Annotated in this window: 20 protein-coding genes, 3 pseudogenes and 1 riboswitch; of the genes and pseudogenes, 12 read left to right on the forward strand and 11 right to left on the reverse strand. The window is 67.6% G+C overall.

The annotated features are described in order from the left end of the window. Positions 1 to 25 precede the first annotated feature (25 nt). The gene (gene crtI / locus ACQP2U_RS11910) at positions 26 to 1609 is read right to left on the reverse strand and encodes a phytoene desaturase family protein (RefSeq protein ID WP_433714717.1); all 1584 of its coding nucleotides are present in this window, start codon (positions 1607 to 1609) and stop codon (positions 26 to 28) included. A 15-nt stretch (positions 1610 to 1624) separates the two neighbouring features. After that, positions 1625 to 2773, reverse strand: coding sequence for a polyprenyl synthetase family protein (locus ACQP2U_RS11915; RefSeq protein WP_433714718.1), 1149 nt, complete (start codon positions 2771 to 2773; stop codon positions 1625 to 1627). Between the two features lie 175 nt (positions 2774 to 2948). On the opposite strand from ACQP2U_RS11915, the gene ACQP2U_RS11920 reads away from it, so the two are divergent. Then, positions 2949 to 3950: a methylenetetrahydrofolate reductase gene (locus ACQP2U_RS11920; RefSeq protein ID WP_433714719.1), complete on the forward strand. Its 1002-nt coding sequence runs from the start codon at positions 2949 to 2951 to the stop codon at positions 3948 to 3950. A gap of 17 nt (positions 3951 to 3967) precedes the next feature. On the opposite strand, the pseudogene ACQP2U_RS11925 reads toward ACQP2U_RS11920, so the two are convergent. The 4 genes and pseudogenes from ACQP2U_RS11925 to ACQP2U_RS11940 all read right to left on the reverse strand — a co-directional run. Continuing rightward, positions 3968 to 5118: pseudogene (locus tag ACQP2U_RS11925) on the reverse strand (LLM class flavin-dependent oxidoreductase). After that, on the reverse strand, positions 5115 to 6875 hold the full coding sequence (locus ACQP2U_RS11930; RefSeq protein ID WP_433714720.1) for a DUF1684 domain-containing protein: 1761 nt from the start codon (positions 6873 to 6875) through the stop codon (positions 5115 to 5117). The pseudogene ACQP2U_RS11925 and the gene ACQP2U_RS11930 overlap by 4 nt, the downstream one beginning before the upstream one ends. Beyond that, a pseudogene (locus tag ACQP2U_RS11935) lies at positions 6872 to 7009 on the reverse strand (ABC transporter permease); the annotation flags it as partial. The pseudogene ACQP2U_RS11935 and the gene ACQP2U_RS11930, both read right to left, overlap by 4 nt. Before the next feature lie 2 nt (positions 7010 to 7011). Continuing rightward, positions 7012 to 7275: pseudogene (locus ACQP2U_RS11940) on the reverse strand (hypothetical protein); the annotation flags it as partial. A 10-nt stretch (positions 7276 to 7285) separates the two neighbouring features. Further along, positions 7286 to 7379, reverse strand: a riboswitch (SAM riboswitch). A 322-nt stretch (positions 7380 to 7701) separates the two neighbouring features. Here ACQP2U_RS11940 and ACQP2U_RS11945 point away from each other — a divergent pair. Further along, positions 7702 to 8406 carry a hypothetical protein gene (locus tag ACQP2U_RS11945; RefSeq protein ID WP_433714721.1) on the forward strand — a complete coding sequence of 235 codons (705 nt, stop codon included), beginning with the start codon at positions 7702 to 7704 and terminating at the stop codon, positions 8404 to 8406. A 128-nt stretch (positions 8407 to 8534) separates the two neighbouring features. Here the strand turns inward: ACQP2U_RS11945 and ACQP2U_RS11950 are convergent, their stop codons facing one another. From ACQP2U_RS11950 to ACQP2U_RS11965, 4 genes are all read right to left on the reverse strand, one after another. Next, complete coding sequence (locus ACQP2U_RS11950; RefSeq protein ID WP_433716434.1) at positions 8535 to 9683, reverse strand: glycosyltransferase; 1149 nt, start codon at positions 9681 to 9683, stop codon at positions 8535 to 8537. Between the two features lie 8 nt (positions 9684 to 9691). Next, the gene (locus tag ACQP2U_RS11955) at positions 9692 to 10468 is read right to left on the reverse strand and encodes an LppM family (lipo)protein (protein ID WP_433714722.1); all 777 of its coding nucleotides are present in this window, start codon (positions 10466 to 10468) and stop codon (positions 9692 to 9694) included. A 73-nt stretch (positions 10469 to 10541) separates the two neighbouring features. After that, positions 10542 to 11507, reverse strand: a complete 966-nt coding sequence (locus ACQP2U_RS11960; RefSeq protein ID WP_433716435.1) for a carotenoid biosynthesis protein — start codon at positions 11505 to 11507, stop codon at positions 10542 to 10544. A gap of 335 nt (positions 11508 to 11842) precedes the next feature. Next, positions 11843 to 13411 (reverse strand): phytoene desaturase family protein, encoded by a 1569-nt coding sequence (locus tag ACQP2U_RS11965; RefSeq protein WP_433714723.1) that lies wholly within the window; start codon positions 13409 to 13411, stop codon positions 11843 to 11845. On the opposite strand from ACQP2U_RS11965, the gene ACQP2U_RS11970 reads away from it, so the two are divergent. Further along, positions 13382 to 13564 (forward strand): DUF6248 family natural product biosynthesis protein, encoded by a 183-nt coding sequence (locus ACQP2U_RS11970; protein ID WP_433714724.1) that lies wholly within the window; start codon positions 13382 to 13384, stop codon positions 13562 to 13564. The two genes, ACQP2U_RS11965 and ACQP2U_RS11970, sit on opposite strands and share 30 nt — an antisense overlap. On the opposite strand, the gene ACQP2U_RS11975 is transcribed toward ACQP2U_RS11970, so the two are convergent. Further along, entirely contained in the window at positions 13485 to 14102 is a 618-nt protein-coding gene (locus ACQP2U_RS11975) for a GNAT family N-acetyltransferase (RefSeq protein WP_433714725.1), read from the reverse strand. The two genes, ACQP2U_RS11970 and ACQP2U_RS11975, sit on opposite strands and share 80 nt — an antisense overlap. A gap of 150 nt (positions 14103 to 14252) precedes the next feature. Between ACQP2U_RS11975 and ACQP2U_RS11980 the strand changes: the two genes are divergently transcribed. The 9 genes from ACQP2U_RS11980 to mraY all read left to right on the forward strand — a co-directional run bounded on the left by ACQP2U_RS11980 (position 14253) and on the right by mraY (position 24445). Next, positions 14253 to 14693, forward strand: a complete 441-nt coding sequence (locus ACQP2U_RS11980) for an SAV_6107 family HEPN domain-containing protein (RefSeq protein ID WP_433716436.1) — start codon at positions 14253 to 14255, stop codon at positions 14691 to 14693. Positions 14694 to 14815: 122 nt separating this feature from the next. Beyond that, entirely contained in the window at positions 14816 to 15238 is a 423-nt protein-coding gene (locus tag ACQP2U_RS11985; protein ID WP_062988705.1) for a DUF3040 domain-containing protein, read from the forward strand. 447 nt (positions 15239 to 15685) lie between these two features. Then, entirely contained in the window at positions 15686 to 16117 is a 432-nt protein-coding gene (gene mraZ / locus ACQP2U_RS11990) for a division/cell wall cluster transcriptional repressor MraZ (RefSeq protein WP_036535307.1), read from the forward strand. A gap of 208 nt (positions 16118 to 16325) precedes the next feature. Then, positions 16326 to 17303 (forward strand): 16S rRNA (cytosine(1402)-N(4))-methyltransferase RsmH, encoded by a 978-nt coding sequence (gene rsmH / locus ACQP2U_RS11995; RefSeq protein WP_433716437.1) that lies wholly within the window; start codon positions 16326 to 16328, stop codon positions 17301 to 17303. Next, positions 17300 to 18094: a hypothetical protein gene (locus ACQP2U_RS12000; protein ID WP_433714726.1), complete on the forward strand. Its 795-nt coding sequence runs from the start codon at positions 17300 to 17302 to the stop codon at positions 18092 to 18094. Before rsmH ends, ACQP2U_RS12000 begins: the two co-directional genes overlap by 4 nt. A gap of 2 nt (positions 18095 to 18096) precedes the next feature. Next, complete coding sequence (locus ACQP2U_RS12005; protein WP_433716438.1) at positions 18097 to 20019, forward strand: peptidoglycan D,D-transpeptidase FtsI family protein; 1923 nt, start codon at positions 18097 to 18099, stop codon at positions 20017 to 20019. Between the two features lie 66 nt (positions 20020 to 20085). Further along, a complete protein-coding gene (locus ACQP2U_RS12010; protein WP_433714727.1) occupies positions 20086 to 21858 on the forward strand; it encodes a UDP-N-acetylmuramoyl-L-alanyl-D-glutamate--2,6-diaminopimelate ligase in 1773 nt (590 codons plus the stop codon). Beyond that, positions 21855 to 23372 carry a UDP-N-acetylmuramoyl-tripeptide--D-alanyl-D-alanine ligase gene (locus ACQP2U_RS12015; protein ID WP_433714728.1) on the forward strand — a complete coding sequence of 506 codons (1518 nt, stop codon included), beginning with the start codon at positions 21855 to 21857 and terminating at the stop codon, positions 23370 to 23372. The genes ACQP2U_RS12010 and ACQP2U_RS12015 overlap by 4 nt, the downstream gene beginning before the upstream one ends. After that, positions 23369 to 24445, forward strand: a complete 1077-nt coding sequence (mraY, locus tag ACQP2U_RS12020; protein WP_364485278.1) for a phospho-N-acetylmuramoyl-pentapeptide-transferase — start codon at positions 23369 to 23371, stop codon at positions 24443 to 24445. Before ACQP2U_RS12015 ends, mraY begins: the two co-directional genes overlap by 4 nt. Positions 24446 to 24450: the final 5 nt, after the last annotated feature.

Consider the following 24450-nt stretch of genomic DNA (forward strand, 5'->3'; position numbering starts at 1 on the left):
GCAGGCGAATAGGTCGGCCGTTAGTTTATCGGCTTGTCGGGAACACTATCCCGCTGGTGCGTGGGGATTCATCCCGAGTGGCTTGCACAGTGCCGATAATTCGGTTTGCCGCCAGTTTTCCCGATAGCAGGGTGGTCGGCACGCCGACACCCGGAGTGGTGCCGCAACCGGCGATAACCACGTTGTCGCTGCCGCCGGGAAAATTGCGCGGACGAAATGGGCCGGTTTGTCGGAATAGATGGGCCGCCGAGAAGGGGCTGCCAGCAAGCATGCCTTGTTCGCGCCAGGTGCCTGGTGTGTCGAGGTGGTCCACGGTGAAGTGTTCGGCGATTCCGTGATATCCCCGTTCCTCCAACACATTCAGGAGTTCACGCAGGTACGAGGGGCCGAGCTCGGTCCAGTCCAGCGGTGCGGCGTCGAGGTTGGGGCAGGGGGCCAGCAGCGAGAAGGGTTCGTATCTGCCGCCGGGGCGATCGATGTAGAGCGACGGATCGGTCAGTGCGGGTCGGGTGAGCAGCAATGACGGATCGCTCATCAGGCGGCCGCGGCCGGGGCGGGCGGCGATTTCGTCGAAGGTCCGGTTCCACGCCGCACCGAAATCAATGGTGTGGTGCGTCTGGATCGGCCAGGTCTCAGCGATGGCGACGGGGATGGTGCCGTGTGCGACAACGGCGGAGGGCGCCGCGCGCAGTCGACGGCGGCGGCGCACGCCGAAGCGCTCGAGTGCGCCGAGGTCGGCGGTGAGGACAACGGCGTCGCAATCGAAGCCGCGCCCGTCTGCGGTGCGGACCTGCTTGGCCCGGCCGCCCGCGTACTCGATCCCGGTGACCTCGGTGTTCAGCGCGAGTACGCCGCCCGCCGCGGTGAAGGCGTCCGCGAGTGCGGCGGTGATTGCGCGCATACCGCCCTCGGGGAAGTAGACGCCGAGCGAGGTGTCCATATGCGGAATCGCGCCGTATACGGCCAGTGCTTTCGCCGGGGCCATGCCCGCGTACAACGCTTGGAAGGTGAACAGTCGGGCCAGACGAGGATCGCGCAGGAAGCGGGAGACGCGCGGGCCGAGCCTGCCGAATCCGCCGAGTCGCACGAGGGTGGCCAATGCGCGACGTTTGGCCGGGTAGCGGAGCATATCGAGCGGCGAATCGAAGTTCGTATCCATGAACTCGGTGAATTCGGCGCGGTAGATCTGCGCGAGCCAGTTGCGCAGCCGTCGGTAGCGCAGCGCCTCGTCATCGCCGCAGACGCGGGCCACCTCGATGGCCATGGCCTCGGGATCGGCGTAGACGCGGATGGTGGAGTCGTCGGCGAAGCGGGCGTGGTAGCTGGGGGCGAGTTGGTGGATGCGCAGTGGCGGCGTGCAGGTTTCGGGGGTTGCGCCCACGGCGGCGAGGGCGTCGGTTATCAGCTCCGGCAAGGTGAGTACCGTTGCGCCGGAGTCGATTTCGTAGTCGGGCCCGCGATAGAGGCCGACGCGGCCGCCGGGATGATCGGCGCGTTCGAGCAGGGTGACTGTGCGCCCGGCTCCGGTCAGATACAGAGCGGCGGCGAGGCCGGATAGGCCCGCGCCAACCACCACGACGCGATCGGTCGGTCCCGCAACTGTTTTCATCTACATCTCTCGCGGCTAGTGGGTGCGACTCGTCGCGGCCAGTGCCATGGCGCGCAACCGCTCCTTGGCATCGGGCGTGGCGGCACTCGAGGCCAGCGCGGCCAGACCCTGTTCGGTGAGATCGGTGATGCGCCGCTCCACCTCGTCGACCGCGCCGAGTTCGGTGATCACCGCGCGCAACCGCTCGACCTGGTCCGCGGTCAGATCGGTGCCGATGCTGGTGCGCAGCAGATCGGCCGCGGCCGGAGCGATGGCGTCGGCACGCTGCAGCGCCTCGGCGACCAGGACGGTGCGCTTGCCCTCGCGCAGGTCGTCGCCGGAAGGCTTTCCGGTGACCGCGGGATCGCCGAAGACGCCGAGCAGATCGTCGCGCAGCTGGAAGGCGATGCCGATATCGGTGCCGAAGGTCCGGTATGCCTCGATCAGCTCCGGATCGGCGTCGGCCAGTGCCGCGCCCAGGTGCAGCGGGCGCTCCACGGTGTAGGCCGCGGTCTTGTAGCGGTTGATGCGCAGCGCCGCCGCGACGGATTCGTCACCCGCGGACTCACCGTGGATATCGAGCAGCTGCCCGCCGAGCACCTCGGTGCGCATCAGTGCCCAGACCGACGCGAAACGGCCGAGCGCGGCGGCGTCGAGTCCGGCGGCGTGCACCAAGTCATCCGCCCAGGCCAGCGCCAGATCGCCGACAAGGATGGCGACCGAGGTGCCGAAGTGTGCGGCGTCACCGGCCCAGCCGTGATCGCGGTGGCGCTGTTCGAAGTCGACGTGCACGGTGGGAAAGCGGCGACGCGTGCGCGAGGAGTCGATGATGTCGTCGTGCACCAGCGCGCAGGCCTGCACCAATTCCAGTGCGGCACAGGCGTTCAGGACCGCGGCGGCGTGCGGGCCGGTGGGATCGCCACCCGCGCCGAGCCAGCCGGTCCAGGCGAAGGCCGGGCGGGTGCGCTTTCCGCCGCGCAGCACGAAGAGTTCGAGCGCGTCCGCGGCCTGGATGAAAACCGGACCGAGCGGCTCGACGATGGGGCGGCGGGTCTGGAAGAAGGCTTTGAGCGCGTCCTCGACCGCCGCGACGAATCCGGGGGTGCCCGGCGCCGGCGTGTGATTCGCGGGCGGAGTGGGCTGAGGCGTCTGGATACCGGTTCCGGCGGACAGGGGAGCCTCCAAGGTCGTGCGGGTGCTGATGCGCGGTGGATCGTGGGCACTATGGGTACTTCGGCGCCGGACGGTGACCGTCGCGCGTGTCGTTCCGGCGATTGCGAGCGTGTCGCCTGCTCGCAGAATACGCGTACGGTTGCGACGACCTGACGGCCCGGTAATGGGGCACCACTACACTGGACCGGTGACTTTCGATAAAGTGCGGGGACGTTCGACCCCTGGCCGGCCGTCCCCGACGCCACCGATCGTCTCTGGAACCCCCTCGGTTGTGCAGAGTCTGCGGACCCATTCGGAGGGTTCGGTGCCCTTCTCGGTGGAGTTCAATCCGCCGCGTGACGCCGCGGGCGAGGCGCGGCTATGGCGGGCCGCACGCACTTTCGAACGTATGCATCCGGCCTTCGTCTCGATGACCTACGGCGCGGGCGGTACCACTCGCGACCGCACTGTGCGGATCACCGGCGAGCTGGCCGAGGAGACGACGCTGCTGCCGGTCGCGCATCTGACCGCCGTCGAGCACAGCGTCTCCGAACTGCGCTCACTGGTCGGCGCGTACGCCGATTCGGGCATCCGCAATATTCTCGTGCTGCGCGGTGACCCGCCCGGTGATCCGCTCGGTGAATGGCGCAAACATCCCGAGGGCGTGGCATACGCCGAAGAGCTGGTGCGCATCGTGCGTGACCTCGGCGACTTCCATGTCGGCGTCGCCTCGTTCCCGCAGGGCCACCACCGTTCCCCGGATCTCGAGCACGACACCGCGTATCTGGCCGCGAAATTGCGTGCGGGCGCGGAGTATTCGATCACCCAGATGTTCTTCGACGTCGAGCACTATCTGCGGCTGCGCGATCGCGTCGCGGCCTTCGATCCGATCGAGGGTGCGAAGCCGATCATCCCCGAGCTGATGCCCATCACCTCGCTGCGCACGGTGGCCCGCGCCGAGGAACTGTGCGGGCGTCCCCTGCCGCCCGCGGTGATGGAGCGCCTCCGCAAGGCCGCCGGCGACGGGCCCGAGGAGAACAATGCCGCGGTTCGTGAGGTCGGCATCGAAATCGCCACGGAAATGGGCCAGCGCCTCATCGCTGAGGGCGCACCCTGCCTGCACTTCATCACGCTGAACTTCGCCAAGGCCACCGGCGAGGTCCTCACCAACCTCGGTTACGGCGTAACCGCCGCCCCCATCAGCGCCTGACCCCAGCATCGGTCGGGTCAGGCGGCGCGGGCGGGGCGCAGACCCCAGGCGTCGGCGAGGAGACGGTGGGATTCGAGGCGGTCCTCGTGGCGGTGGGTAACGCTGGTGACGAGCAGTTCGTTCGTGCCGGTGACGCGCTGCAGGGCCCGCAGCCGTTCGACGACGGTGTGCGGGCTGCCGACGAACTGGGTGGCGAGCCGGTCGTCGACCAATCGGCGCTGCTCCGGGGTCAGCGCGGTGGCGGTATCCGGATCGAGGTAGTCCGCGGCGCCCGCACCGCTGCGGATGCTGTGCACCCAGTGACCGTAGGTGGCGGCCAGATGTTGGGCACGCGCGTCGTCGGGGGCGACGACCACGTCCGCGGAGATCACCACATACGGTTCGGCGAGATCGGCCGACGGGCGGAAGGCCGCTCGATAGGCCGCGACCGCGTCCAGGGCGGTGCCGGGGGAGACGTGATAGGCGGCAGCGAAGGGTAGACCGAGTTCGCCTGCCAATTCAGCGCTTTCGCTGGCCGAGCTGCCGAACAACCACAGCTCGACCTGTGCTCCCTCGCCCGGAACCGCATGCAGCGCAATGCCTTCGGCGCTCTTGTAGGTGCCGTTGAGCAGGGCGCGCACCTCATCGACCTGGTCCGGAAATTCCGGCGCCTGCGCGCCCTGCTGTTGCAGTGCGCTGAGCGAGGCGATGAACCTGGACCGATCCGTGATTCGTCCGGGATCGAAGGGCGGCGGGACCACCACGCCGTCGCGTACCTCGGTGCGCCCGGTCACGGTATCGACGACCGGATGACCACCCTTGGGATGGGCGGGCTGTGCGCCGAACTGGGTGCGGCGATGGCCCGATCGGCCAAGGCCGAGGTCGAGCCGTCCCGGGTAGAGCGCGTCGATGGTGCCGAATGCCTCCACGGTCGATGCCGAGGTGTGGTGGCCGACCTGAACCGCCGCCGAGCCAACGCGGATCCGGGTGGTGGCCGCGGCAACCAGGCCGATCAGTGTGATCGAGGAGGAACTCGCCACCGAGACGAAATGATGTTCGGCAAGCCAGTAGCGGCGGTAACCCCACTGCTCGGCGTGCTGGGCCAGGTCGATGGTGTTGCGCAGGGCCTGCTGCGCTGTGGATCCGGCGCTGATCGGGCCAGATCGAGGATGGAAAGCGGGATCGTCATGCGGACCGTCCTAGGCGCGGATGCTGTTCGCCCGCTTCGATGGCCACCCGCAACCGGTTTTCCGCGGGTACTAGCGGGCAGGTGGCGAAATCGGTGAAGGCGCAGGGCAAATTGGCCGCCCGGTTGAAGTCGAGGCGCACGGTGCCATCGGATTCGGGCGCCTCGACGGCCAGCGATCGGGCCGCCGGGTAGGTGGTGACGCCGCTGGTGGCATCGGTGAACAGCACCCGCAGGTTGGTCGGCTCGCCGAAGACGATGATGCGCTCGGTGACCTCGCCGATGGTGAATTCGATGGTGCCCGAGGCGGTGTGGTGATGTTCGAGACCGTCGACCACGGCCCCGGTGGTGATCGTGCGTGGCGCGTCGAACGGCTCGAAGCGACCGTCGACCACCCAGCCTGGGTCCGGGGCATAGGTCGGGATGCCCTCGAAGCTCAGCAATGGGGGTGCCGCCGGGTCGTGCACGCGCACGGCGTAAAGGCCGCTGCGACGAATCACCTCGAGCACTCGATTCTCGTGCAGCACATCGAGTCCCGGCGCACCTTCGGCCGGTGTGACGATCTGGACACCCGCGATGTCGCTGCCCTCGAACCGCAGGCGGTCGGCGGGCCGGGCGGTGATGAACACCTTGTCGTCGGTGACCCACCAGGTGCCGGGAATGTCGGCAAGGCGCTCGGGTTGGTCGGTGAGCCAATGCAGCCCGGTCAGGCTCAGGAAGCCGAGCGGATCGCGCAACTGGTCTTGCCTGGCCTGATGCCAATGTGCCCACTCGGTTTCGAAAAGACTGGTGATGCTGGTCGTCATGACGCTCTGGCTCCTTCGAGTGTGCGGTTGCGATGGGGATGGCGTAATCGGGTGCCGGTCATCAGGCGTGCGGAACCCGTCGAACGGGGCCAGACTCGGCGAGGCGGCGAGCAATCGCTTTGTATACGGATGACGAGGTTCGGCGAGCACCGTCGCGGTCGGACCGGTTTCGACGATCTCCCCGCCGCTCAGTACCACGATCCGATCAGCCCGCTCAGCGGCGATCGCCAGATCATGGGTGATAAGCAGTACCGCCGCGCCGCGCGCCGCCGTCTGCGCGGCGAGTTTGTCGAGTACGCGTCGCGCGACCGTGGCGTCGAGGGCGCTGGTCGGCTCGTCGGCGATCACCAATTCCGGTCCGGCGATGAGCGCCGCCGCGATCAGCACCCGCTGCCGCTGGCCACCAGACAGTTCGTGCGGATATTGCGCCGCCCGCAACTCCGGCAGGTCGAGTCCGGCGTCGGCGAGCAATTCGATCGCCCGCGCGTACGCGTCGCGGCGATCGGCGAGCCCGTGCACGAGCAGCGCCTCGGCGACCTGATCACCCACGCGCCGCACCGGATTCAGCGAAAGTCCGGGATCCTGCGGTACGAATCCGATCCGCGCACCGCGAATCCGTCGCAGCGCCCGCTCGGATCCGGTATCCACCGTCTCCCCGTCGAAGGTGACGGTCCCGCTGGTGATTTCGGCATTGGGGCCGAGCAATCCGATCACCGATTGCGCCAGAGTCGATTTCCCGGACCCGGATTCGCCGACCAGCGCGACGACCTCACCGCGTGCGACCGTGAGGGATACGCCCCTGAGTGCGGCGACATCGCCACTGTCGGAGGCGTAGCGCACGTGCAGGCCTTCGATGCGCAACAGTGCCGCTGCGGACCCATTCGGTCCATGTGTGACGTCGCGGATTCGCGGCGTGCCGTCCGTCGGATCGGCGGACGTGCTGCGCTCACTCATGCGCTGTGACTCCTTCCTACGGCGCGGCCGAGGCGTTGGGCCGAGAGCACGACGACGATGATCACCAGGCCGGGCAAGGTGGTCATCCACCATGCCGTGGCGAGGAAATTGCGTCCCTCTGAAATCAGTGAGCCTTCAGCACCGACAGCACCGATTTCGCGGTGAAGTACTTGGCGAATGTCGACCAATCCCAGCCGGGGTTGGTGGCCAGTCCGTGGATGAATTGAGCCAGCAGCACGAGTGCGATGGCGCTGATCACCCAGCGCCACGGATGCCAGGACTTGGCGATCGCCGGTGCGTCGGTGGCGGTGGGGGCACCCGACGCCGTGGCATCGGGTGTGTGGGCACCCGGTATCGGAACATCCGATACCGGGGTATCGGATGTGATGGACGCGCTCATGATTTCGGTTCCTCCATCGTTCCCGGCGGAAGCACCCGCACCCGGTGGCCGGGGGGTTGCTGCGACGTCGATGAGCCAGGTCTCTCGGTCGCTCTGGATGGTGTGTCCGACGCCGAGCACGGGTCGGTCAATGGGTCTAGCCGAAATATCATGCGAAGCAGGCGAAGTCCGGCACAAGGGTACGAATCAGCGTGAGCGCAGACCTTGTTCGTATGGCCATGAGCAGGCACTATTGGCTCGGTTGCGCAGTGGATGGTGGCATTTCGGACGCGGTTTCTTCGCGTGCTTTTCGTCCGGAATGCCCAGCTGCGGTTGCCGCCGCGGTGCGCGGCACGAACGTGTTGCTCGCGGAAATAGACGCTGTTGCGAAGGTTTGCCGGAGTAGTCTCGGTCCACGATTCGTGCCCGACGATGAGGAGATCCGCCGTGACTCTGCTGCGCCGTCTGACCACGCTAACCGCCATCGCGACCGGTACGGTCGCGTTGACTCTCGCCGCCCCGGGCATCGCTGCCGCGGGTCCGCCATCGATGCCCGCACCAGCTGTTCCGTCCGCGACCGCCCCGTCCGCGCCCGGGGACCTGTTCGCCGCTTACCGAGCTGTCGTCGAGGCGTTGCGAACCTTCGGCGTCGACCCGTTCCTGTACCCGGCGCTCGCGCCGTTCTGCTCCGACACCGGCTCACTCGGTCTGGTCCCCGCCGTAGCGGGTGCGGTGCCCGGCCCGTGGCCCAAAACCACGCTGGCGATTCCGGGGCTCGACCCGACCGCCGTCAAGGCCGGGCAAGTCATGTTCACCTTCGTCCCCTACGGCCTGCGCCCGGACGGCACGAATGCCACGGGCATGAATGTCGCGTGGGTCAACCTGGCCAACGGTCGCAGCGGCGTCACCGCCATGGGTTCGATCTCCGATGTGGTCCGCACGATGGTGCCCGCCGAAACCCCGATAGAGATGAGGCCACTGGCCGAACGTGCCCTCCAGGACTTCTTCGCCGCCTTCCCGGTCGGCGGGGTGCGCGCGGTCCCAGTCGACACCGGATCCGGCACGGTACTCGCCGCAGTCTTCGGAACCGTAGACAACAGCGGCAAGTCCTGCTTCGTCGTCCCAACCGTAGGACTCACAACAGTGCGCTAAGCGAACGCGGCTGGTCTCGGAGTCCGAGTCCGTGCCGCGCGATCAAGATCAGGTGGCACTGGTGGCGGGGCTTCTCGGGCGATACCGCCCCAGTTTCCACATGATCACGTGTCCGACTCGAGGGGCGGTCAGTGGGTGGGGGTGAGGGGGCGGGATTTCCAGGTCAGGTCGTTGTGGTGGTGGGTGCGGCGGGAGTGGGTCCAGAGGCGGAGGTAGGCGTCGATGGAGAGGGGGTGGGCCAGGGCCGCGATGATGTCCGTGCGGGTGGTGGTGCCGCGTTCCAGTGAGCGGGCAAGGAGGCGGCCGGCGACTGCGGCGCTGTAGCCGATGAGACCGGCGGTGCGTACCGAGCCTCGGCCACCGATCGCGGCCAGTGGGGGCACCAAGTAGGCCAGTGCCGCCACAGCTCCCACTGCCGCGCCGCCGATTGTCGTTCCGCCGTAAGCGGACCACAGCCAGCGGGTGTAACCGGCCTCCAGTTCGGCTGCGCCACGGTACATTCGGGTGCTCGCCGCTGGGCCCGCCGCGACAAGCGCGGTTCTGCGGCCGGAACGACGCAGTGCGCGAGCGAGGTCCAGGTCCTCGGTGGGGCTCGCCGCGACCGTGGTGTGACCGCCGATGGCGCGGTAAGCGGTGGCGTCGAATACCAGGAACTGGCCGCAGGCGACGGCCGTCGAGGGGCGCAGGCTGCGGTTGGCGGCCGCGATCGGCAGGCTGGCCGCCCATGACCAGCACAGCAGCGGCTGCACGAGCGCCTCGGCCAGCGATTCGGTCACCTGGTACGGCCACGGTGACAACAATGCGGCCCGGCTGCGGCGCAATTCGGTGGTCGCGGCGGCGATCGCATTCGGCGTGAGTCGCACATCGGCGTCGAGAAAGATCAGCACCGTGGCCTCGGCCAGCTCGGCGAGCCGAGCGCACGCGGCGGCCTTCCCGGTCCATCCGGGTGCTGGTTCGGCATCGGAGCGGAAAACGGTGAAGCGCGCATCGCCCGCGATCGCTTCGAGCGCAGCCGCTTCGGTCCCATCCGACGACGCATCGTCGAGAATCAGCACCCGCAGTCGCGGCACGCCCACCTGGCCACGGAGATCATCGATCAGCCCGGGCAGTCGCGCTGCCTCGTCGCGAGCGGGGATACATACCGTGACCGGCTCGATCACCGTATTCGGTCCGGTCGACAGCCGGCGCACCGTCGCGCGATTGAATAGCGCGGTCCCGCAGCCGAGCAGCGCGATACCCGCGCCCGTCCACGCGGCGATCGCCGCGCCGGCACGCAGGGGCCGCGTCAGCGGCGGGTCAGCGAACGCCACAGGTTGCTCAGGGAGAAGTCGCTCTCGGGTGCGCCGGGCGGCGCCGGGTTGCGGTCCATATAGGCGATGGCGGCGATAATGGCGGCGACCGCGAGGGTGATACCGCCGACGATGCCTGCCCAGCCCGCAAAGGAGCGGGTATTCGGGTCCGCGTAGCTGACCTCGGCGCGCAGTGTCGACACATCGCCCGGCGGCAGTTTCCAGGAGACGGTGGAGTCATCCTCACGATTGCCGTTGGTCTTGGCGACGCGGGCCGGGAACGCCACCGTGAACTGCACATCCGAACCGTGCGGCGGAACAGATTTCAGGTCGACCCGGCCATTGAGGCTGACCAGATCGCCGGTGCGCTGGAACGACAGGTTGAACATGCCCTGGGTCTGATCGGAGAGCGCACCGAGCTGGCCGACCTCACCGAAGGACAGGTCCTCGAAGAAGACCTTGCTGCCGACATAGCCGTCCTGGCTGTACGGCTCGACCCGCACCTTCGCGGCCAGCGAATCGGGGGCCTTCAGTTGCGGGCCCTTGTCATTGGCGTCCGCGGGCACCACCGCGGCCACGATCCGACCGGAGACCCGGTCATTGGACGACACACCCATCGACACCTGCACCCGCAGGCAGCCCGCGAGCATGGGCACCAGCATTGCGGCCAGCAGTACCGCCGCGGCCACCCGCGCTGCGGGCCGGGGCGAACGCGGCGGTAGAACCGGTGTGTCGGGCATCGCGGTGAGAGGACTCGGCTGCACGGCACACATCGTGCCAGGCGCTCGCCCCGAATTGCCACGCGACGGGCGGAACGCACGCCGCCGAAGTATCGGCCAGGTCGTATCAGCCCAGCCGGGTCGTGACCGACCGCACCAGCAGCGGCACACCGAGCACCCCCAGTCCGATACACCCGTACCAGGCCGAATACGGCAGATCGAGGAACACCGCGTGCGCGAGTGTCGATCCGAGCCAGGTCCACATGAACACCGCCACCGGGACCACTACGTCTGCCGAGATCGGGGCTACCGGTCCTAGGAGGTGGTCATCGCCTCGACGATGTCGGCCTTCATGGCAGCCAGGTCGAGGGGATCCGTGCTCCGGACTGGTCGAGTCGGACGTTCCCAACTTCAGCGCCGGTGTTCCAGCTTTCCCCGCATCGGGAGCTGTCCCCTTTGACTGCGCTGTCGATCGCAGCTGCTCGGTCACGGGCGCAAACGTATTCGCATTCGCCCACCCCGCGACGCGATCCAAGAGGGTCAGCAGCAAGGCCATCACCAGCGCCACCGCGAACCACCCCAGATAGTTGGTGTACGGAATCTCATCGAGTCCGGGCAGCCCCCGACCGGCGCCACACCAAGTCCACTGCCGGTCCGCCACCATCTGCGGATCGAGGAACAGATCCCAGCCCACGCCCCCGACCGCGGTCGAAACAACTCGCGTGGCCCAGCGGCGAGTCAACAATCCGGCGACTATCCACACCGGATACAGCCCACCGGTCCATGCCAGCGCGACCACCAACGGCACTCCCGCCACCGCAGGCCCCAATCTGCCGTCGGCATACTCATAACAGCCGAACGGGAACCCCGTTGCGGTACCGATGATTTCGGCAAGCAGTCCCAGCCCGGAGACAATCGCCACGAACCCGAAGGCATACCTGACGCCGCGCGTCGCCCCAGCATGTACCAGCGCCGTCCCCGCTGATAACAGCACGACCACCACGGTCACCCGATCGCGAGCGACGCCAGAGGCAAGCGGATAACTGATCTGCACGAGCACCACCAGCACCGCCGTCACCGCGGGTACCAGCAACTGCGGCGTCCATCGAAAGTTCGCCGCCGACCGCGACTGCCTACCCGCGCCGCGCCGACTTGCCGGGTTCCGGTCAGCATCACGGACCGCGAAATCAGTCGCGCCGGAGGATTCCGCACATCCGGTGATCTTCGGGCTCGCTGGATTGTGGGTGTCGGAGTTCGTTGTGTCGGAGTGCTGGGTTTGTTCGGTGCTCTCGGGACTTGCCGGACCGCGGACGTCGCAGTTCGTTGCGCCGGATGCCTGAGCGCGCCAGGTGGTTTCCTGACCAAGGCTTTCCATCCCTGACCTGGGGCGCTCGTCCGGCTCGGGCGCGGGTGGCGCGGTGGGCTCTGTCATCGCCTGTGCAGGAGGGCAAACCGGTTGCGCCGTCGGTCGCGCAGCACCAGCTGTGCCGCGCTGCGCCCGCTCGCTCCGGACACCCCGCCACCCGGATGCGTGGACGCCCCGGTGAGATACAACCCGGGCGCGCCGGGCACCCGCTGCCCGGACAGCTCTGGCAGTGGTCGCCACAGCATCATCTGATCCAGTGACATCTCCACATGCATCACATTTCCGCCGCGCAACCCGAGCTCACGCTCGAGATCGAGCGGCGTCTGCACATGCCGTCGCAGCACACTCGTTCCGAAACCTGGCGCATAGGACTCGACTTCGGCGATGATCCGATCGGCCTCCGACTCCGCGTGCGCCGCCCAGGCGCTTCCGTCGGCCAGCTCGTACGGGTGCCACTGCGCCCACAGCGAGAGCTGATGTTCACCGGGCGGGGCGATGGTCGGATCCAGCGCACTGAAACTCATGGCCAGTACCACCGGACGCGGTGGCAGATCTCCGGCCAGCGCCGCACCGTGCGCCCGGCGCAGCTGCCGCCGATCGGAGACGAGAAACTGCAGACCATTGGCCGATTCGGCGGTCGAACTACCCGGATACTGCGGCAGCGCTGAGCTCGCGAGGCGTACCACCATGCCGATGCCGGGACCCACCCGGATCCGCCGCTGCCAATCGTCGAGCACCGCACCGTCGAATCCGCCGTCCCGCAGCAGATCCAGCGTCGTCAGCACGTGGGTGCCCGCGATCACGGTGTCCGCACGCAGACTTCGTCCCGACCCTGTGCGAACCTGCCAGCCCGCACCGACCTGTCGTAACTCGGTGACCGCATCACCCGCCGACACCACGCCGCCGTCGGCGCGCAGCCGCGCAACCAGCGCCGCTGTCAGCGCCCCACTTCCACCCACCGCCCGTCCCGGCGGCAGTGTATGCATCAGCGCGGCGAAGCCGACCATCGGCGCGGTCCCCGGTTCCGACATCGGCGGCCCGGACTGGGCACCGAACCACGCCAGCGATGCCTTGAGCCGCTCATCGTCGAAATAGCCATCCAGTAGGGCGTCGCCGGTCTGCAGGAACTCCCGCGACAATGCGCTCCCGCCATCATGCGCGTCCAGCCCCCAGAACGAACGCAGCAGTCGGCCCGGCGTCGGCGCGCCGCCGAACGCGCGCATCACCCGCGCCGACCGCGGCCCCCAGACCTCGACGAAGCGCCGATACGCCGACGCATCCCGCATCCCGCAGACCTCCGCGATCCCGGCACAAGTCCGATCCAGATCGCGATGGAACACGATCGGCGCGCTGCCATCCGGCCCCGCAGGTGTGAAACCCCAAGGATCACAATCGATATAGCGCAGGCCGAACCGCGAAAGTTCCAGCTCCTCGATGATTCCGGTATGGCGAACCATGATGTGCGCCGATGATCCGCGATCGATCAGATGACCGGGAAACCGTTCGATCGTAGACACCGCGCCGCCGAGCACCTCGTCGCGCTCGAGCACCTCCACCCGCTCCCCGGCACGTGCCAGATAGCACGCGGCGACGAGGGCATTGTGGCCCGACCCGACGACCGCAACCGTCACGCCTGCGCCTCGCTGGCGCTCAACTCCGTCGTTCCGGGTGGCCGGCCGTGTTCATGGTTCTGTCGCTGCCCGCTCACAGCGGCAGCCGCCGTCCCAGAATCGCGAACGGCCTGGTATCCCCGGCGAAGACGAAATTCCGGATCACATCGGTGAATCCGAGTCGCCGATACAGCTTCCAGGCGCGGTTGGCCTCGCCGCGCACCTCCGGTGTGGACAGCAGCACCGCGCGCTCGGTGCGATCGGCCAGCAGCCGTGTCAGCAGTTCGCCGCCGATGCCGCGACCCTGTGCCGATGGATGCACGTGCAGCTCGGTCAGTTCGAAATAGTCCGAAAGCAGTTCGCGCGCAGAATGTTCCGGCCAGCCCGACCGGCGCATCCCGCTGTGCACCTGCTGGTGCCACCACTGATGGGCGGCGCCGCGATAACCGTAGGCGATGGCCACGATCGGCGCGGTCCGCAGGTCGATCTGCCCGGAATCATCCGGGATCACGGCGGCGGCGCCCTGCCAGCCGACGCGGGTGGTGTGTTCGGTCCACATCGGCGCGCGATGGTGTTCGGTGCCGTGCGGATATTCCATCGCCGCGACGTACACCGCCAGTGCGTCGTGCAGCCGCGAGCGCAGCGCCGCGACGGAAACGTCGATGACCACAGGGGCGTTGGCGGGGGTGTGTTTGGGCTTGACGGCTGTCATGGCTCTCGTCGGTCCGCGGAAAGTTGTCGGTGGGTGTCCCTATATTCAATCTCAATTCAAACGTTCGAATACCTGTTCGATCCTCGCGGTGCTGCAAACTCGGCATTCGCGCCCAGGATAGGCCAGGTGAGCGACTCGGAGGGACGGCTGATGTCTGGTCGGATCGAACACCCGGGGCAACCCGGCAAGGCGGGCAAGCTGCTGCAGCGGGCGGACGGCTTGCTGATGCAGGCTGCGGGAGAAAGTGACCCGCGCGAACGTTTTCGGACCGCATATCTGGCCGCGCTGCGTGGCGCCGGTGCGGTGCTCGCGTTCACCGGGGCGGACTCCGCGCCGCGGGCGCGCTCGCGCAATGCCTGGGTGCTGATGCAGCGCGCTGCGCCCGAATTCGTCATGTGGGCCGACTACTTCAGCGCCCGTTCGGAGATCAGGGCGGCGCTCGAGGCGGGGCTGGATCGCAATGTAGATGATCAGCAGGCCGACGAGTTCTATTCGCGGGTGGGCGCATTCCTGCACGATGTGGAAGATCTGCTGAATGCTGGGGCTCGATTGCGCCCCGCCCCGGGCTGGTCCGGCGGCATGACCGCTTAGTTATCGACGAGTAGGTGGTACGGCACTGATCGAACTCGTATCATTGGTGGCAGATAGCCGACCTTGGCTATCTGTCGCCTACCCGGAGGCGACAGCCAAGTCCTAGTGCCGGGGGAGGTACCGTGCCACTCTCCGAGCACGAGCAGCGCATGCTCGAACAGATCGAGAGCGCGCTCTATGCTGAGGATCCGAAGTTCGCGTCGTCCGTCCGCGGCGGACGCCTTCGCTCGACCTCGAGTCGTCGCAGACTCCAGGCCGCGGCCCTGTTCGTCCTCGGTCTGTTTCTACTTGTCGCCGGTATAGCCGCTCCGGTCAAGCTCGGCGACTTTCCGATCATCAGCCTGATCGGATTCATCGTGATGTTCGCCGCAGGCGTGCTGTTGCTGCTCGGCAGTTCCAAGGGCATCGCCAAGGGCGACCGGTCGGGCAATGCCCAATCCGGTGGCGCGAGTGGCGGATCGGGCGGACGTGGGCGAGGGCGCAAGTCCGGTGGTTTCTCCGAGCGCATGGAGGATCGGTTCCGCCGCCGCTTCGATCAGGAGTAGCGCGCCCGTAGCCGACACCTACATATCGAACGCGCCGCCGCACCGAACAGGTGCGGCGGCGCGTTCTCATGCGTGTGCCAGCAGGCTGCTGAATGCGCGCCGCGCGCGGTTCCCCACAACGCCCCACGATCTTCCGCCACAACCTCCCACCACTGTGCTCCGCGTCGCCACGTGACCGGCCGAAACCATGCGAACCAGGGTGTTTGCTGATAGTTGTCGGGGGCTTGTCTCGCCGTGCGGCGCGTGTCGCCAGAACACGGAAAAGTTCTCCACCGCCGTGATAGCTGGGATGACCTGCGTAATCGATGACGCGGGGAGCCAGATCACCCCGAGTTTCGATTGAAAGTGGGGGAAAGTGGGGTAATGTGGAGCGCGCACAAGAGGAAGGGCATACATCCGAGGTGATCGTGCTCCCCGAAAGCCGGGGTTGATCCGGGAGGTAGCGGGTTGTTTCTCGGTACCTATACACCTCGGTTGGATGACAAGGGGCGACTGACGTTGCCTGCGAAGTTTCGAGACGATCTGGCGGGAGGGTTGATGGTCACGAAGGGTCAGGACCACAGCCTTGCCGTATATCCCAAGGAAGAGTTCACCGCACTCGCACGGCGAGCCGCGGCGGCATCTCGAAGCAATCCGCAGGCGCGCGCGTTCGTCCGGGCACTTGCGGCCGGTACGGATGAACAGCGTCCGGACGCCCAGGGCCGGATCGTGTTGTCGGCCGATCATCGTCGCTACGCGAACCTTTCGCGGGATTGCGTGGTGATCGGATCGGTCGACTTCCTCGAGATATGGGATAAGCAGGCGTGGGAGTCCTACCTCGCCGAGCACGAGGAGGACTACGCGCAAGCCAGAGACGAGTCGCTGGGCGGAATCTTCTAGCCCTCAGCGAACGAGTGCCACGCGGCCTCTGCCCGGACGCGCGGACCCTGACGTACTTCCCCGACGCCAGGTGCCGAGGCTCCGGTCAGAGACCCCGCGGCATTCGTATTTTCGAAAGTAGCTGTGTAACAAGGCGACCCCGCAGCGAGTGATCCCACTGACACGGCTCGATGCGCAACGACGCGAGGCAGGATTCCGGGAGGTCGAGGTGAACCGTGAACAGGACGGTCCTCGCCATGTTCCGGTTCTGCTCCAACGAGCCGACGCGCTCCTCGGCCCGGCACTCACCGAACCCGGCGCGGTATATGTCGATGCCACGTTGGGTTTGGGCGGGCACGCCGAACACTTCCTGCGGGCCTATCCGAATATCCATCTCGTCGGACTCGATCGCGACACCCATGCGCTGGCATTGGCGGGTGAGCGATTGGCGCCTTTCGCCGATCGAACCACCTTGGTGCACATCCGATATGACGGCATCGCGGCCGCGCTGAAGCAGGCCGGATTGCCGACCACCGGTTCGGTGAGCGCCATCCTGATGGATCTCGGCGTTTCCTCGATGCAGCTCGACGAGGCCGAGCGCGGCTTCGCCTACTCCGTCGACGCGCCGCTGGATATGCGGATGGATCCGACCACCGGCATCACCGCCGCGGATGTGCTCAATACCTACAGCCACGGTGATCTGGCGCGCGTGCTGAAAACCTATGGTGAGGAGCGCTTCGCGGGCAAGATCGCATCCGAGGTGCTGCGCCGTCGGCAGCAGAAGCCGTTCCGCACTAGTGCCGAATTGGTCGAATTGCTTTATGCCACCATCCCGGCCGCTGCCAGGCGGACGGGCGGTCATCCGGCCAAGCGGACCTTTCAGGCGCTGCGGGTGGAGGTGAACGGCGAGCTCGATTCGCTGCGCGCCGCCCTGCCCGCCGCCCTCGACTCGCTGCGGGTCGGCGGCCGGATCGTGATCATGTCATATCAGTCGCTCGAGGATCGGGTGGTCAAACAGGAGTTGGCGCCGCGCACCACATCGCGGACACCGGTCGACCTGCCGGTCGAATTGCCGGGTATGGGGCCGGAATTCAAGTTGCTGACGCGAGGCGCCGAGAAGGCCACCGAACAAGAGATCGAAGAGAACCCGAGGGCGGCGCCCGTGCGGATGCGCGCGGCGGAGAGAATCCAGGAGGGGACAGCATGAGTGTGCGCACGCGTACCGTCGAGGCGCCGGGCCGGATCGCCCGCCGGGTCCAGGCCGCCGAGCGGGTGAAATCGGGTGCCGCACAACGGGCCTATGCCAAGCGCCGGATCCGGGCCGAGCAGTCGGGGGACCATCACGATCTACCCAAACAGCGCGCGTCGGTGATGGCCGCGCGAATTCCGTTCGTGGCGGCCATCATCGCGCTGCTCGGCTGTGGTCTCGCGCTCACCCTGCTGCTCACTACCCGTTCGGCCGAGGACAGCTATCAGCTCGGCGATGCCAGGGCGACCAACCGCAAGCTGGCCGATGAACGCGCGGCGCTGCAGCGCGAGGTCGAGGCCGCCGACTCCGCGCCCGAACTCGCCGCCAGGGCTCGCGAACTCGGGATGATTCCGGCCAAGGATCCGGCCCGATTGGTAATCGGACCCGATGGCGGGGTAACGGTGATCGGCAAGCCGACGCCCGCACAGGGCGCACCGGTGCCGCCGCTCAACAGCTCCGCGACCGTCGCACCGACGGTCAATGCCCAGGCCCGCGGCGAACGATTGATTCCGGTGACGACCACCCCGACCGCGCCGCCCACCCAACCGGGTACCGGTCAGCCTGCGAATACCGTTGCGGGACAGGCGAGCCCGACACCGGCGAGCCCGCTGCCGACGCCGAGTCCGCTCGCTCAGGCGCCGGCGGAGACGCCGCAACCGGAAACTCCGCAGCCTGTCCCAGCGCAAGCCCAAGTCCCGCAGCCCGATGCACCCCAACCAGCGCCCAACCTCGACGAGGGCGCCCGATGAGCATGCGGCAGACCAGGCCCGTGTCGCGTCAGCGGCGCGGGCCGGCAGCCGATACGGGCTCGGCCAGAGCCGCCACAACGTCGAGGCCTGCTACCGCATCCAGACCGCGCACGGCGGCCCAGGACCGTCCGCTGCGCCTGCGGCTCGGTGTCGGCCGGGTGATCATGCTGGTCGCACTGGCGGTCGTGGCGCTGCAACTGCTCTGGGTGCAGAGCATTTCCGCGCCCAGCCTGTCCGCGCAGGCGGCCAGCCAGCGCACCACCCGCAAGATCGATACGGCGACCCGCGGTCCGATCACCGACCGGTACGGCAAGTCCCTGGCGTACACGCTGAGCGCGCAGGCGCTGACCTTCCAGCCGGTGGCCGTGCGCAAGCAACTCGCCGATGCGAAGGAGAAGTCGGCCAAGGCCCCGGATCCCGATGAGCGGCTCAAAATCATCGCCAAGACCATCCATGACAAGATCGGCAAGGATGCACCCACCGAATCAGCGCTGCTGGACAAGTTGAAGAGTGAGAAAGCGTTCGTCTATCTCGCCCGCAATGTGGATCCGCGCATCGCCTCCGATATCACCGTGCAATTTCCCGAGGTCGGCGCCGAACGCCAGGATGTGCGCGAATATCCGGGCGGCTCGCTGGCGGCTAACGTGCTCGGCACCACCGGCTGGGACGGACACGGTCAGATGGGGCTCGAGTCGTCGCTGGACTCGCTGCTGGCGGGCACCGACGGTTCGCACACCTACGACCGCGGCTCCGATGGTGCCGTTATTCCAGGCAGTTGGCGCGATAAGCAGCCCGCGGTGAACGGCTACTCCGTTGAGCTGACCCTCGATTCGGATCTGCAATATTACGTGCAGCAGCAGGTGCAGCAGGCCAAGGAGATGTCCGGCGCGAACGCGGCCTCGGCCGTGGTACTGGACGCCAAGACCGGTCAGGTGCTGGCGATGTCGAATGACAACACCTTCAATCCCGCGCTGGGATCGCAGCATTGGGGCAATGCCGAAATGCAGAATCCATCGGTGCAGGATCCGTTCGAGCCGGGTTCGGTCAACAAGATCGTGACCGCGGCCGCGGCCATCGAATACGGCTTGACCAATCCCGATGAGGTGCTGCAGGTGCCCGGCGAGATCCGGATGTCGGGCGTCACCGTGCACGACGCCTGGGAGCACGACACCGTGCCCTACACCACCACCGGCATCTTCGGTAAGTCGTCCAATGTCGGCACGCTGATGCTGGCGCAGCGGGTCGGTGAGGACCGGTTCGCCGATATGGTCAACCGCTTCGGCCTCGGCCAGCGCAGCGGTGTCGGGCTGCCCGGCGAGAGTCCGGGCCAGGTGCCGGCGCGCGACCAGTGGTCGGGCGGTACCTTCGCGAACCTGCCGATCGGACAGGGCCTTTCGATGACCACCCTGCAGATGACCGGTATGTACCAGGCCATTGCCAATGGTGGCGTGCGGATTCCACCGCGCATCGTCAAGGCCGAGACCGCCCCGGACGGTACCCGCACCGAGGAAACGCAGCCCGACGGCGTGCGTGTGGTGAGCGAACAGACCGCGGCCACGCTGCGCAGCATGTTCCAGGCGGTCGTGCAGCGCGATCCGATGGGCGTGCAGATGGGCACCGGTGCGTCCGCGGCGATCGATGGCTATCAGGTGGCGGGCAAGACCGGCACGGCGCAGAAGGTCGACCCGGGTTGCAGCTGCTATTCGACCTCGTCGTTCTACATCACCTTCGCTGGCATGGCCCCCGCGGACAACCCGCGCTATGTCATCGGCCTGATGCTCGACGCGCCGATTCGCAGCTCCGACGGCAGCGGCGGCGGGTCGGTCGCCCCACTGTTTCACAACATCGCCTCCTGGGCGCTGCAGCGCGACCGGATCCCGCCATCACCCGAGCCGTCGCGCCGATTCATTCTGCAAGCTTCATAAGATTGGAGCCGCGTTGCTCGGCCGTGAGCCGACGTCGGTAACCTGACTCGACACCCAATCCCGTCCATGCCGATTCCCGAGAGGAGCCCTGTGCCCGCGCAGTCCAGCCAGCACGTGCTCCGGCCGACCCATCCGCGGTCGACGTCGTTGTCCACCGTACTGGCCATGACCGGTGCCGGCTCGTTCCGAGCCGACCTCGCGCAGATCCAGGTCACCGGCATCGAGCAGCGCTCGAATGCGGTGCAACCGGGCGATCTGTTCGCCGCACTGCCGGGCGCGCAGGCGCACGGCGCCCGTTTCGCGCGCGATGCCGTCGAACGGGGCGCTGTCGCGGTCTTCACCGACCCCGCGGGTGCCGAACTGGCGGGGGACCTCGGTGTGCCGGTGCTGGTCCGCGAGCAGCCCAGGTCGGTGCTCGGCGAGCTTTCCGGTGCGCTCTACGGCAATCCTTCCGAGCGGCTGCGCATCATCGGCATTACCGGTACCTCGGGCAAGACGACCACCGCGTATCTGGTGGAGGCCGGGTTGGCCGCCGCCGGTCTGTCCACGGCGCTTATCGGCACCATCGAGACCAGGATCGGCGGTCGCCGAGTCCCGAGCGCATTGACCACGCCAGAGGCGCCACAGCTGCACGCCATGTTCGCGCTGATGGTCGAGCAGGGTGTGGACGCGGTCGTCATGGAGGTTTCCAGCCACGCGCTGGCGCTGGGCCGGGTGGACGGTGTGCGCTTCGCCGTTGGCGCATTCACCAATCTTTCGCAGGACCACCTCGACTTCCACGCCGACTTCGAGGATTACTTCGCCGCCAAGCGCAGGCTTTTCGAACCGGAGTCGCCGGTTGCCGCGCGTACAACGGTCATCTGTGTCGATGACGTATGGGGCCAGCGCCTCGCCGGCGATCTCACGGATCCGATCACCGTCTCAACCACCGGTTCCGGCACCTGGCAGCTGACCGGCGAGGTATCCGCGCACGGCGGCGAACAGGAGTTCACCGCCGCCGGACCGCGGACGAATGTCGATGTGCGCCTGCGGCTTCCGGGCCGCTACAACGTCGCCAACGGACTGCTCGCGGTCGCGGTGTGCACCGCCGCCGGAGTGGATGCGGCCGTCGCCGCACCCGCTTTGGCTACCGTGGATGTGCCTGGCCGGATGCAGCGGGTCGAGCGCGGACAGGACTTCTTGGCCATCGTCGACTACGCGCACAAGCCCGCGGCGGTGGAATCGGTCATCGCCACGCTGCGCGGTCATCTGACGGCGGGAGCGACGCGCCCGGAGCAGGGCCACGGAGGGCGCCGCGAATCCCACGCTGCCGGTACCGGTGGTCGGCTGGCCGTGGTCGTCGGAGCGGGCGGCGACCGGGACGCGGGTAAGCGCCCGCTGATGGGCGCGGCCGGTGCGCGCGGCGCCGATCTGCTGATCATCACCGATGACAATCCGCGCAGTGAGGATCCGGCCGCCATCCGGGCCGCGCTGCGTCAGGGCGCACTGGCGGTGCCGGAGTCCGAACGCGGTGCGGTGCGCGAAATCGGGGACCGGGCCGCGGCCATCGCCGCCGCTGTCGACTGGGCCCGTTCCGGCGACGTGGTGTTGGTGGCGGGTAAGGGACATGAGGCAGGGCAGGAGATCCAGGGTGTGAAGCATCCGTTCGACGACCGCGAGGTGCTCGCGGCGGCGTTGGAGCGACGGGAGCGGGGCCCGCGGGACGACGACACCGCCGCGGGAGCGGCGGGCCCGGAGGCGGTAGCGAAGCGTGACCACGCAGGGCCCCGCGAGCGCGGCCGATCCAATACTGGCCAGAGTCCGCAGGGGTCGGACGCGGAGGACTTGACGGTTTCATGATCGAGATGACACTGCGGGAGATCGCGGAGGTCGTCGGCGGCACGCTGCACGACGCCCCCGACCCGGAGGTGACGGTAACGGGTTCGGTCGAATTCGATTCGCGCCGAATCGGTTCCGGGGATCTTTTCCTGGCCCTGCCCGGCGAGCACGCCGACGGCCACGACTATGCGAAGGCCGCCGTCGACGCCGGTGCGGTCGCGGTGCTCGCCGCTCGCCCGGTCGGCGTGCCGGCGATCGTGGTGGCTCCGAGTCCGGGTACCGTACCCGCGAAATCCGTTGCGCTCACCGGTGATTCGGATGGGTCGGGGGCGGCGGTGCTGGCCGCGCTCGCTACGCTCGCCCAGGTGAGCGTCGAACGTCTTTCCGCGGCAGGCGGACTCACCGTGGTCGGGGTGACCGGCTCCTCGGGCAAGACCTCGACCAAGGATCTGCTCGCGGCCGTGCTCACACCGCTCGGTCCGGTCGTCGCACCGCCCGGATCATTCAATAACGAACTCGGGCATCCATGGACCGCGCTGCGCGCCGATGCCGATACCCGCTTCCTTGTTCTGGAGCTGTCCGCGCGCGGACCTGGCCATATCGCCGCGCTCGCGCAGGTCGCGCCGCCGAAGATCGGTGTCGTACTCAATGTCGGCACCGCCCATCTCGGTGAATTCGGCAGCCGCGAGGCGATCGCACAGACCAAGGGCGAACTCGTAGAGGCACTGCCCGCCACGGGACTGGCGGTACTCAATGCCGACGATCCGCAAGTGGCTGCGATGGCCACGCGCACGAAGGCCCGCGTGGTGACGGTCGGCCAGGCGGGCAATGCCGAAATCCGCGCCACCGATGTGCATCTCGATGCCGAGGCACGCGCGGGCTTCACTCTGCACACCGGTAAGGGCAGTATCCCGGTGCGGCTCGCCGTGCACGGCGAACACCAAGTCGGCAATGCGCTCTCCGCTGCCGCCGTCGCGCTCGAATGCGGTGCGGATCTCGACACCGTCGCGCAGGCACTCGGCGGTGCGCATGCCGCATCGGCCCGCCGCATGGATGTGCGCACCACCGCCGACGGCATCACCGTGGTCAACGACTCCTACAACGCCAATCCGGATTCGGTGCGCGCCGCGCTCAAGGCGCTGGTGACTATGTCGCGTGCGGGCGACACTCCGCGCCGCAGCTGGGCCGTACTCGGCGAAATGGGTGAACTGGGGGAGGAATCCGTCATCGAGCACGACCGGATCGGCCGCCTCGCGGTGCGCCTGGATGTCTCTCGGCTGATCGTGGTCGGCACCGGGAGGCCATCCCACGCGATGCATCAGGGCGCGGTAATGGAAGGCTCATGGGGCGAGGAGTCCATCCTTGTGCCCGATATCGGCGCGGCCATCGCGCTGCTCGACAACGAGGTCGAGCCGGGCGATGTGGTGCTGGTCAAGGCGTCCAAGGCGGTCGGACTGTGGGCGGTCGCCGAACATTTGACCAGCGCGGAACGTGCGGGAATTAATCGGGGTAGCACGGAGGCGCTCGAGTCATGAGGCAGATTCTGTTCGCGGCTGGGATCGCACTTGCGGTCTCCATCCTGCTGACGCCGCTGTTGATACGTATCTTCGCCAGGCAAGGCTTCGGCCAGGAGATCCGGGTCGACGGTCCGGCCAGTCATCAGGCCAAGCGCGGCACCCCGACCATGGGTGGTGTGGCCATCCTGGTCGGCATGTGGGCGGGCTACCTCGGCTCACATCTGATCGGTATCGGCTACGACGCCGACGGGCCTTCCGCCTCGGGCATTCTGGTGCTCGGGCTGACCACCGCGCTCGGTGTGGTCGGCTTCCTCGACGATTTCATCAAGCTGCGCAAGCAGCGCAATCTCGGGCTGTCGGCCGCGGGCAAGTACGTCGGTCAGATCAGCGCCGCGGTACTTTTCGGCATCCTCGCCCTGCAGTTCCGCGGCGGCAATGGCTTGACTCCGGCGAGTAAGCATCTGTCCTATGTCCGCGATATCACCACGGTATCGATGGGCGTGATCATCTTCCTGTGCTGGGTCTGTCTGCTGGTCGTGGCCTGGTCGAATGCGGTGAATCTGACCGACGGCCTGGACGGTCTCGCCGCCGGGTCGATGAGCCTGGTGCTCGGCGCTTATGTGATCATCACGTTCTGGCAGTACCGCAACGCCTGCGCGACGATCCCGGAGGCGGGCTGCTACAACGTGCGCGATCCGCTGGATCTGGCGCTGGTCTGCGCCTCGGCGGCCGCCGCGTGTGTCGGATTCCTGTGGTGGAATGCCGCACCCGCCAAGATCTTCATGGGGGATACCGGTTCGCTGGCCCTCGGCGGCATGCTCGCGGGTCTGTCCATCACGACCCGCACCGAGTTGCTGATGGTCGTGATCGGTGCGCTGTTCGTCGCCGAAACCGCCTCGGTGGTGCTGCAGGTCGCGGTGTATCGCACAACACGCAACCGGCTATTCAAGATGGCGCCGTTCCATCATCACTTCGAACTCAGCAAATGGGCCGAGACTACGGTGATCATTCGGTTCTGGCTGTTGGCGGCGATGGCGTCGGCGGTCGGACTCGGCCTGTTCTATAGCGAATATCTCTCAGCGGTCGGGTGAAGTAG

It is taken from the genome of Nocardia sp. CA-084685, assembly GCF_050955785.1.
GTDB lineage: Bacteria > Actinomycetota > Actinomycetes > Mycobacteriales > Mycobacteriaceae > Nocardia.

Bases quoted from the DNA above. Each gene is read 5' to 3' on its own strand.
- ACQP2U_RS11930 (WP_433714720.1), bottom strand. From the start codon at position 6,875: ATGAGTGAGCGCAGCACGTCCGCCGATCCGACGGACGGCACGCCGCGA.
- ACQP2U_RS11980 (WP_433716436.1), top strand. From the start codon at position 14,253: ATGTCTGGTCGGATCGAACACCCGGGGCAACCCGGCAAGGCGGGCAAG.
- ACQP2U_RS12010 (WP_433714727.1), top strand. From the start codon at position 20,086: ATGCCGATTCCCGAGAGGAGCCCTGTGCCCGCGCAGTCCAGCCAGCAC.
- ACQP2U_RS12000 (WP_433714726.1), top strand. From the start codon at position 17,300: ATGAGTGTGCGCACGCGTACCGTCGAGGCGCCGGGCCGGATCGCCCGC.
- mraY (WP_364485278.1), top strand. From the start codon at position 23,369: ATGAGGCAGATTCTGTTCGCGGCTGGGATCGCACTTGCGGTCTCCATC.
- ACQP2U_RS12005 (WP_433716438.1), top strand. From the start codon at position 18,097: ATGCGGCAGACCAGGCCCGTGTCGCGTCAGCGGCGCGGGCCGGCAGCC.
- ACQP2U_RS11975 (WP_433714725.1), bottom strand. From the start codon at position 14,102: ATGACAGCCGTCAAGCCCAAACACACCCCCGCCAACGCCCCTGTGGTC.
- crtI (WP_433714717.1), bottom strand. From the start codon at position 1,609: ATGAAAACAGTTGCGGGACCGACCGATCGCGTCGTGGTGGTTGGCGCG.
- ACQP2U_RS12015 (WP_433714728.1), top strand. From the start codon at position 21,855: ATGATCGAGATGACACTGCGGGAGATCGCGGAGGTCGTCGGCGGCACG.
- ACQP2U_RS11955 (WP_433714722.1), bottom strand. From the start codon at position 10,468: ATGTGTGCCGTGCAGCCGAGTCCTCTCACCGCGATGCCCGACACACCG.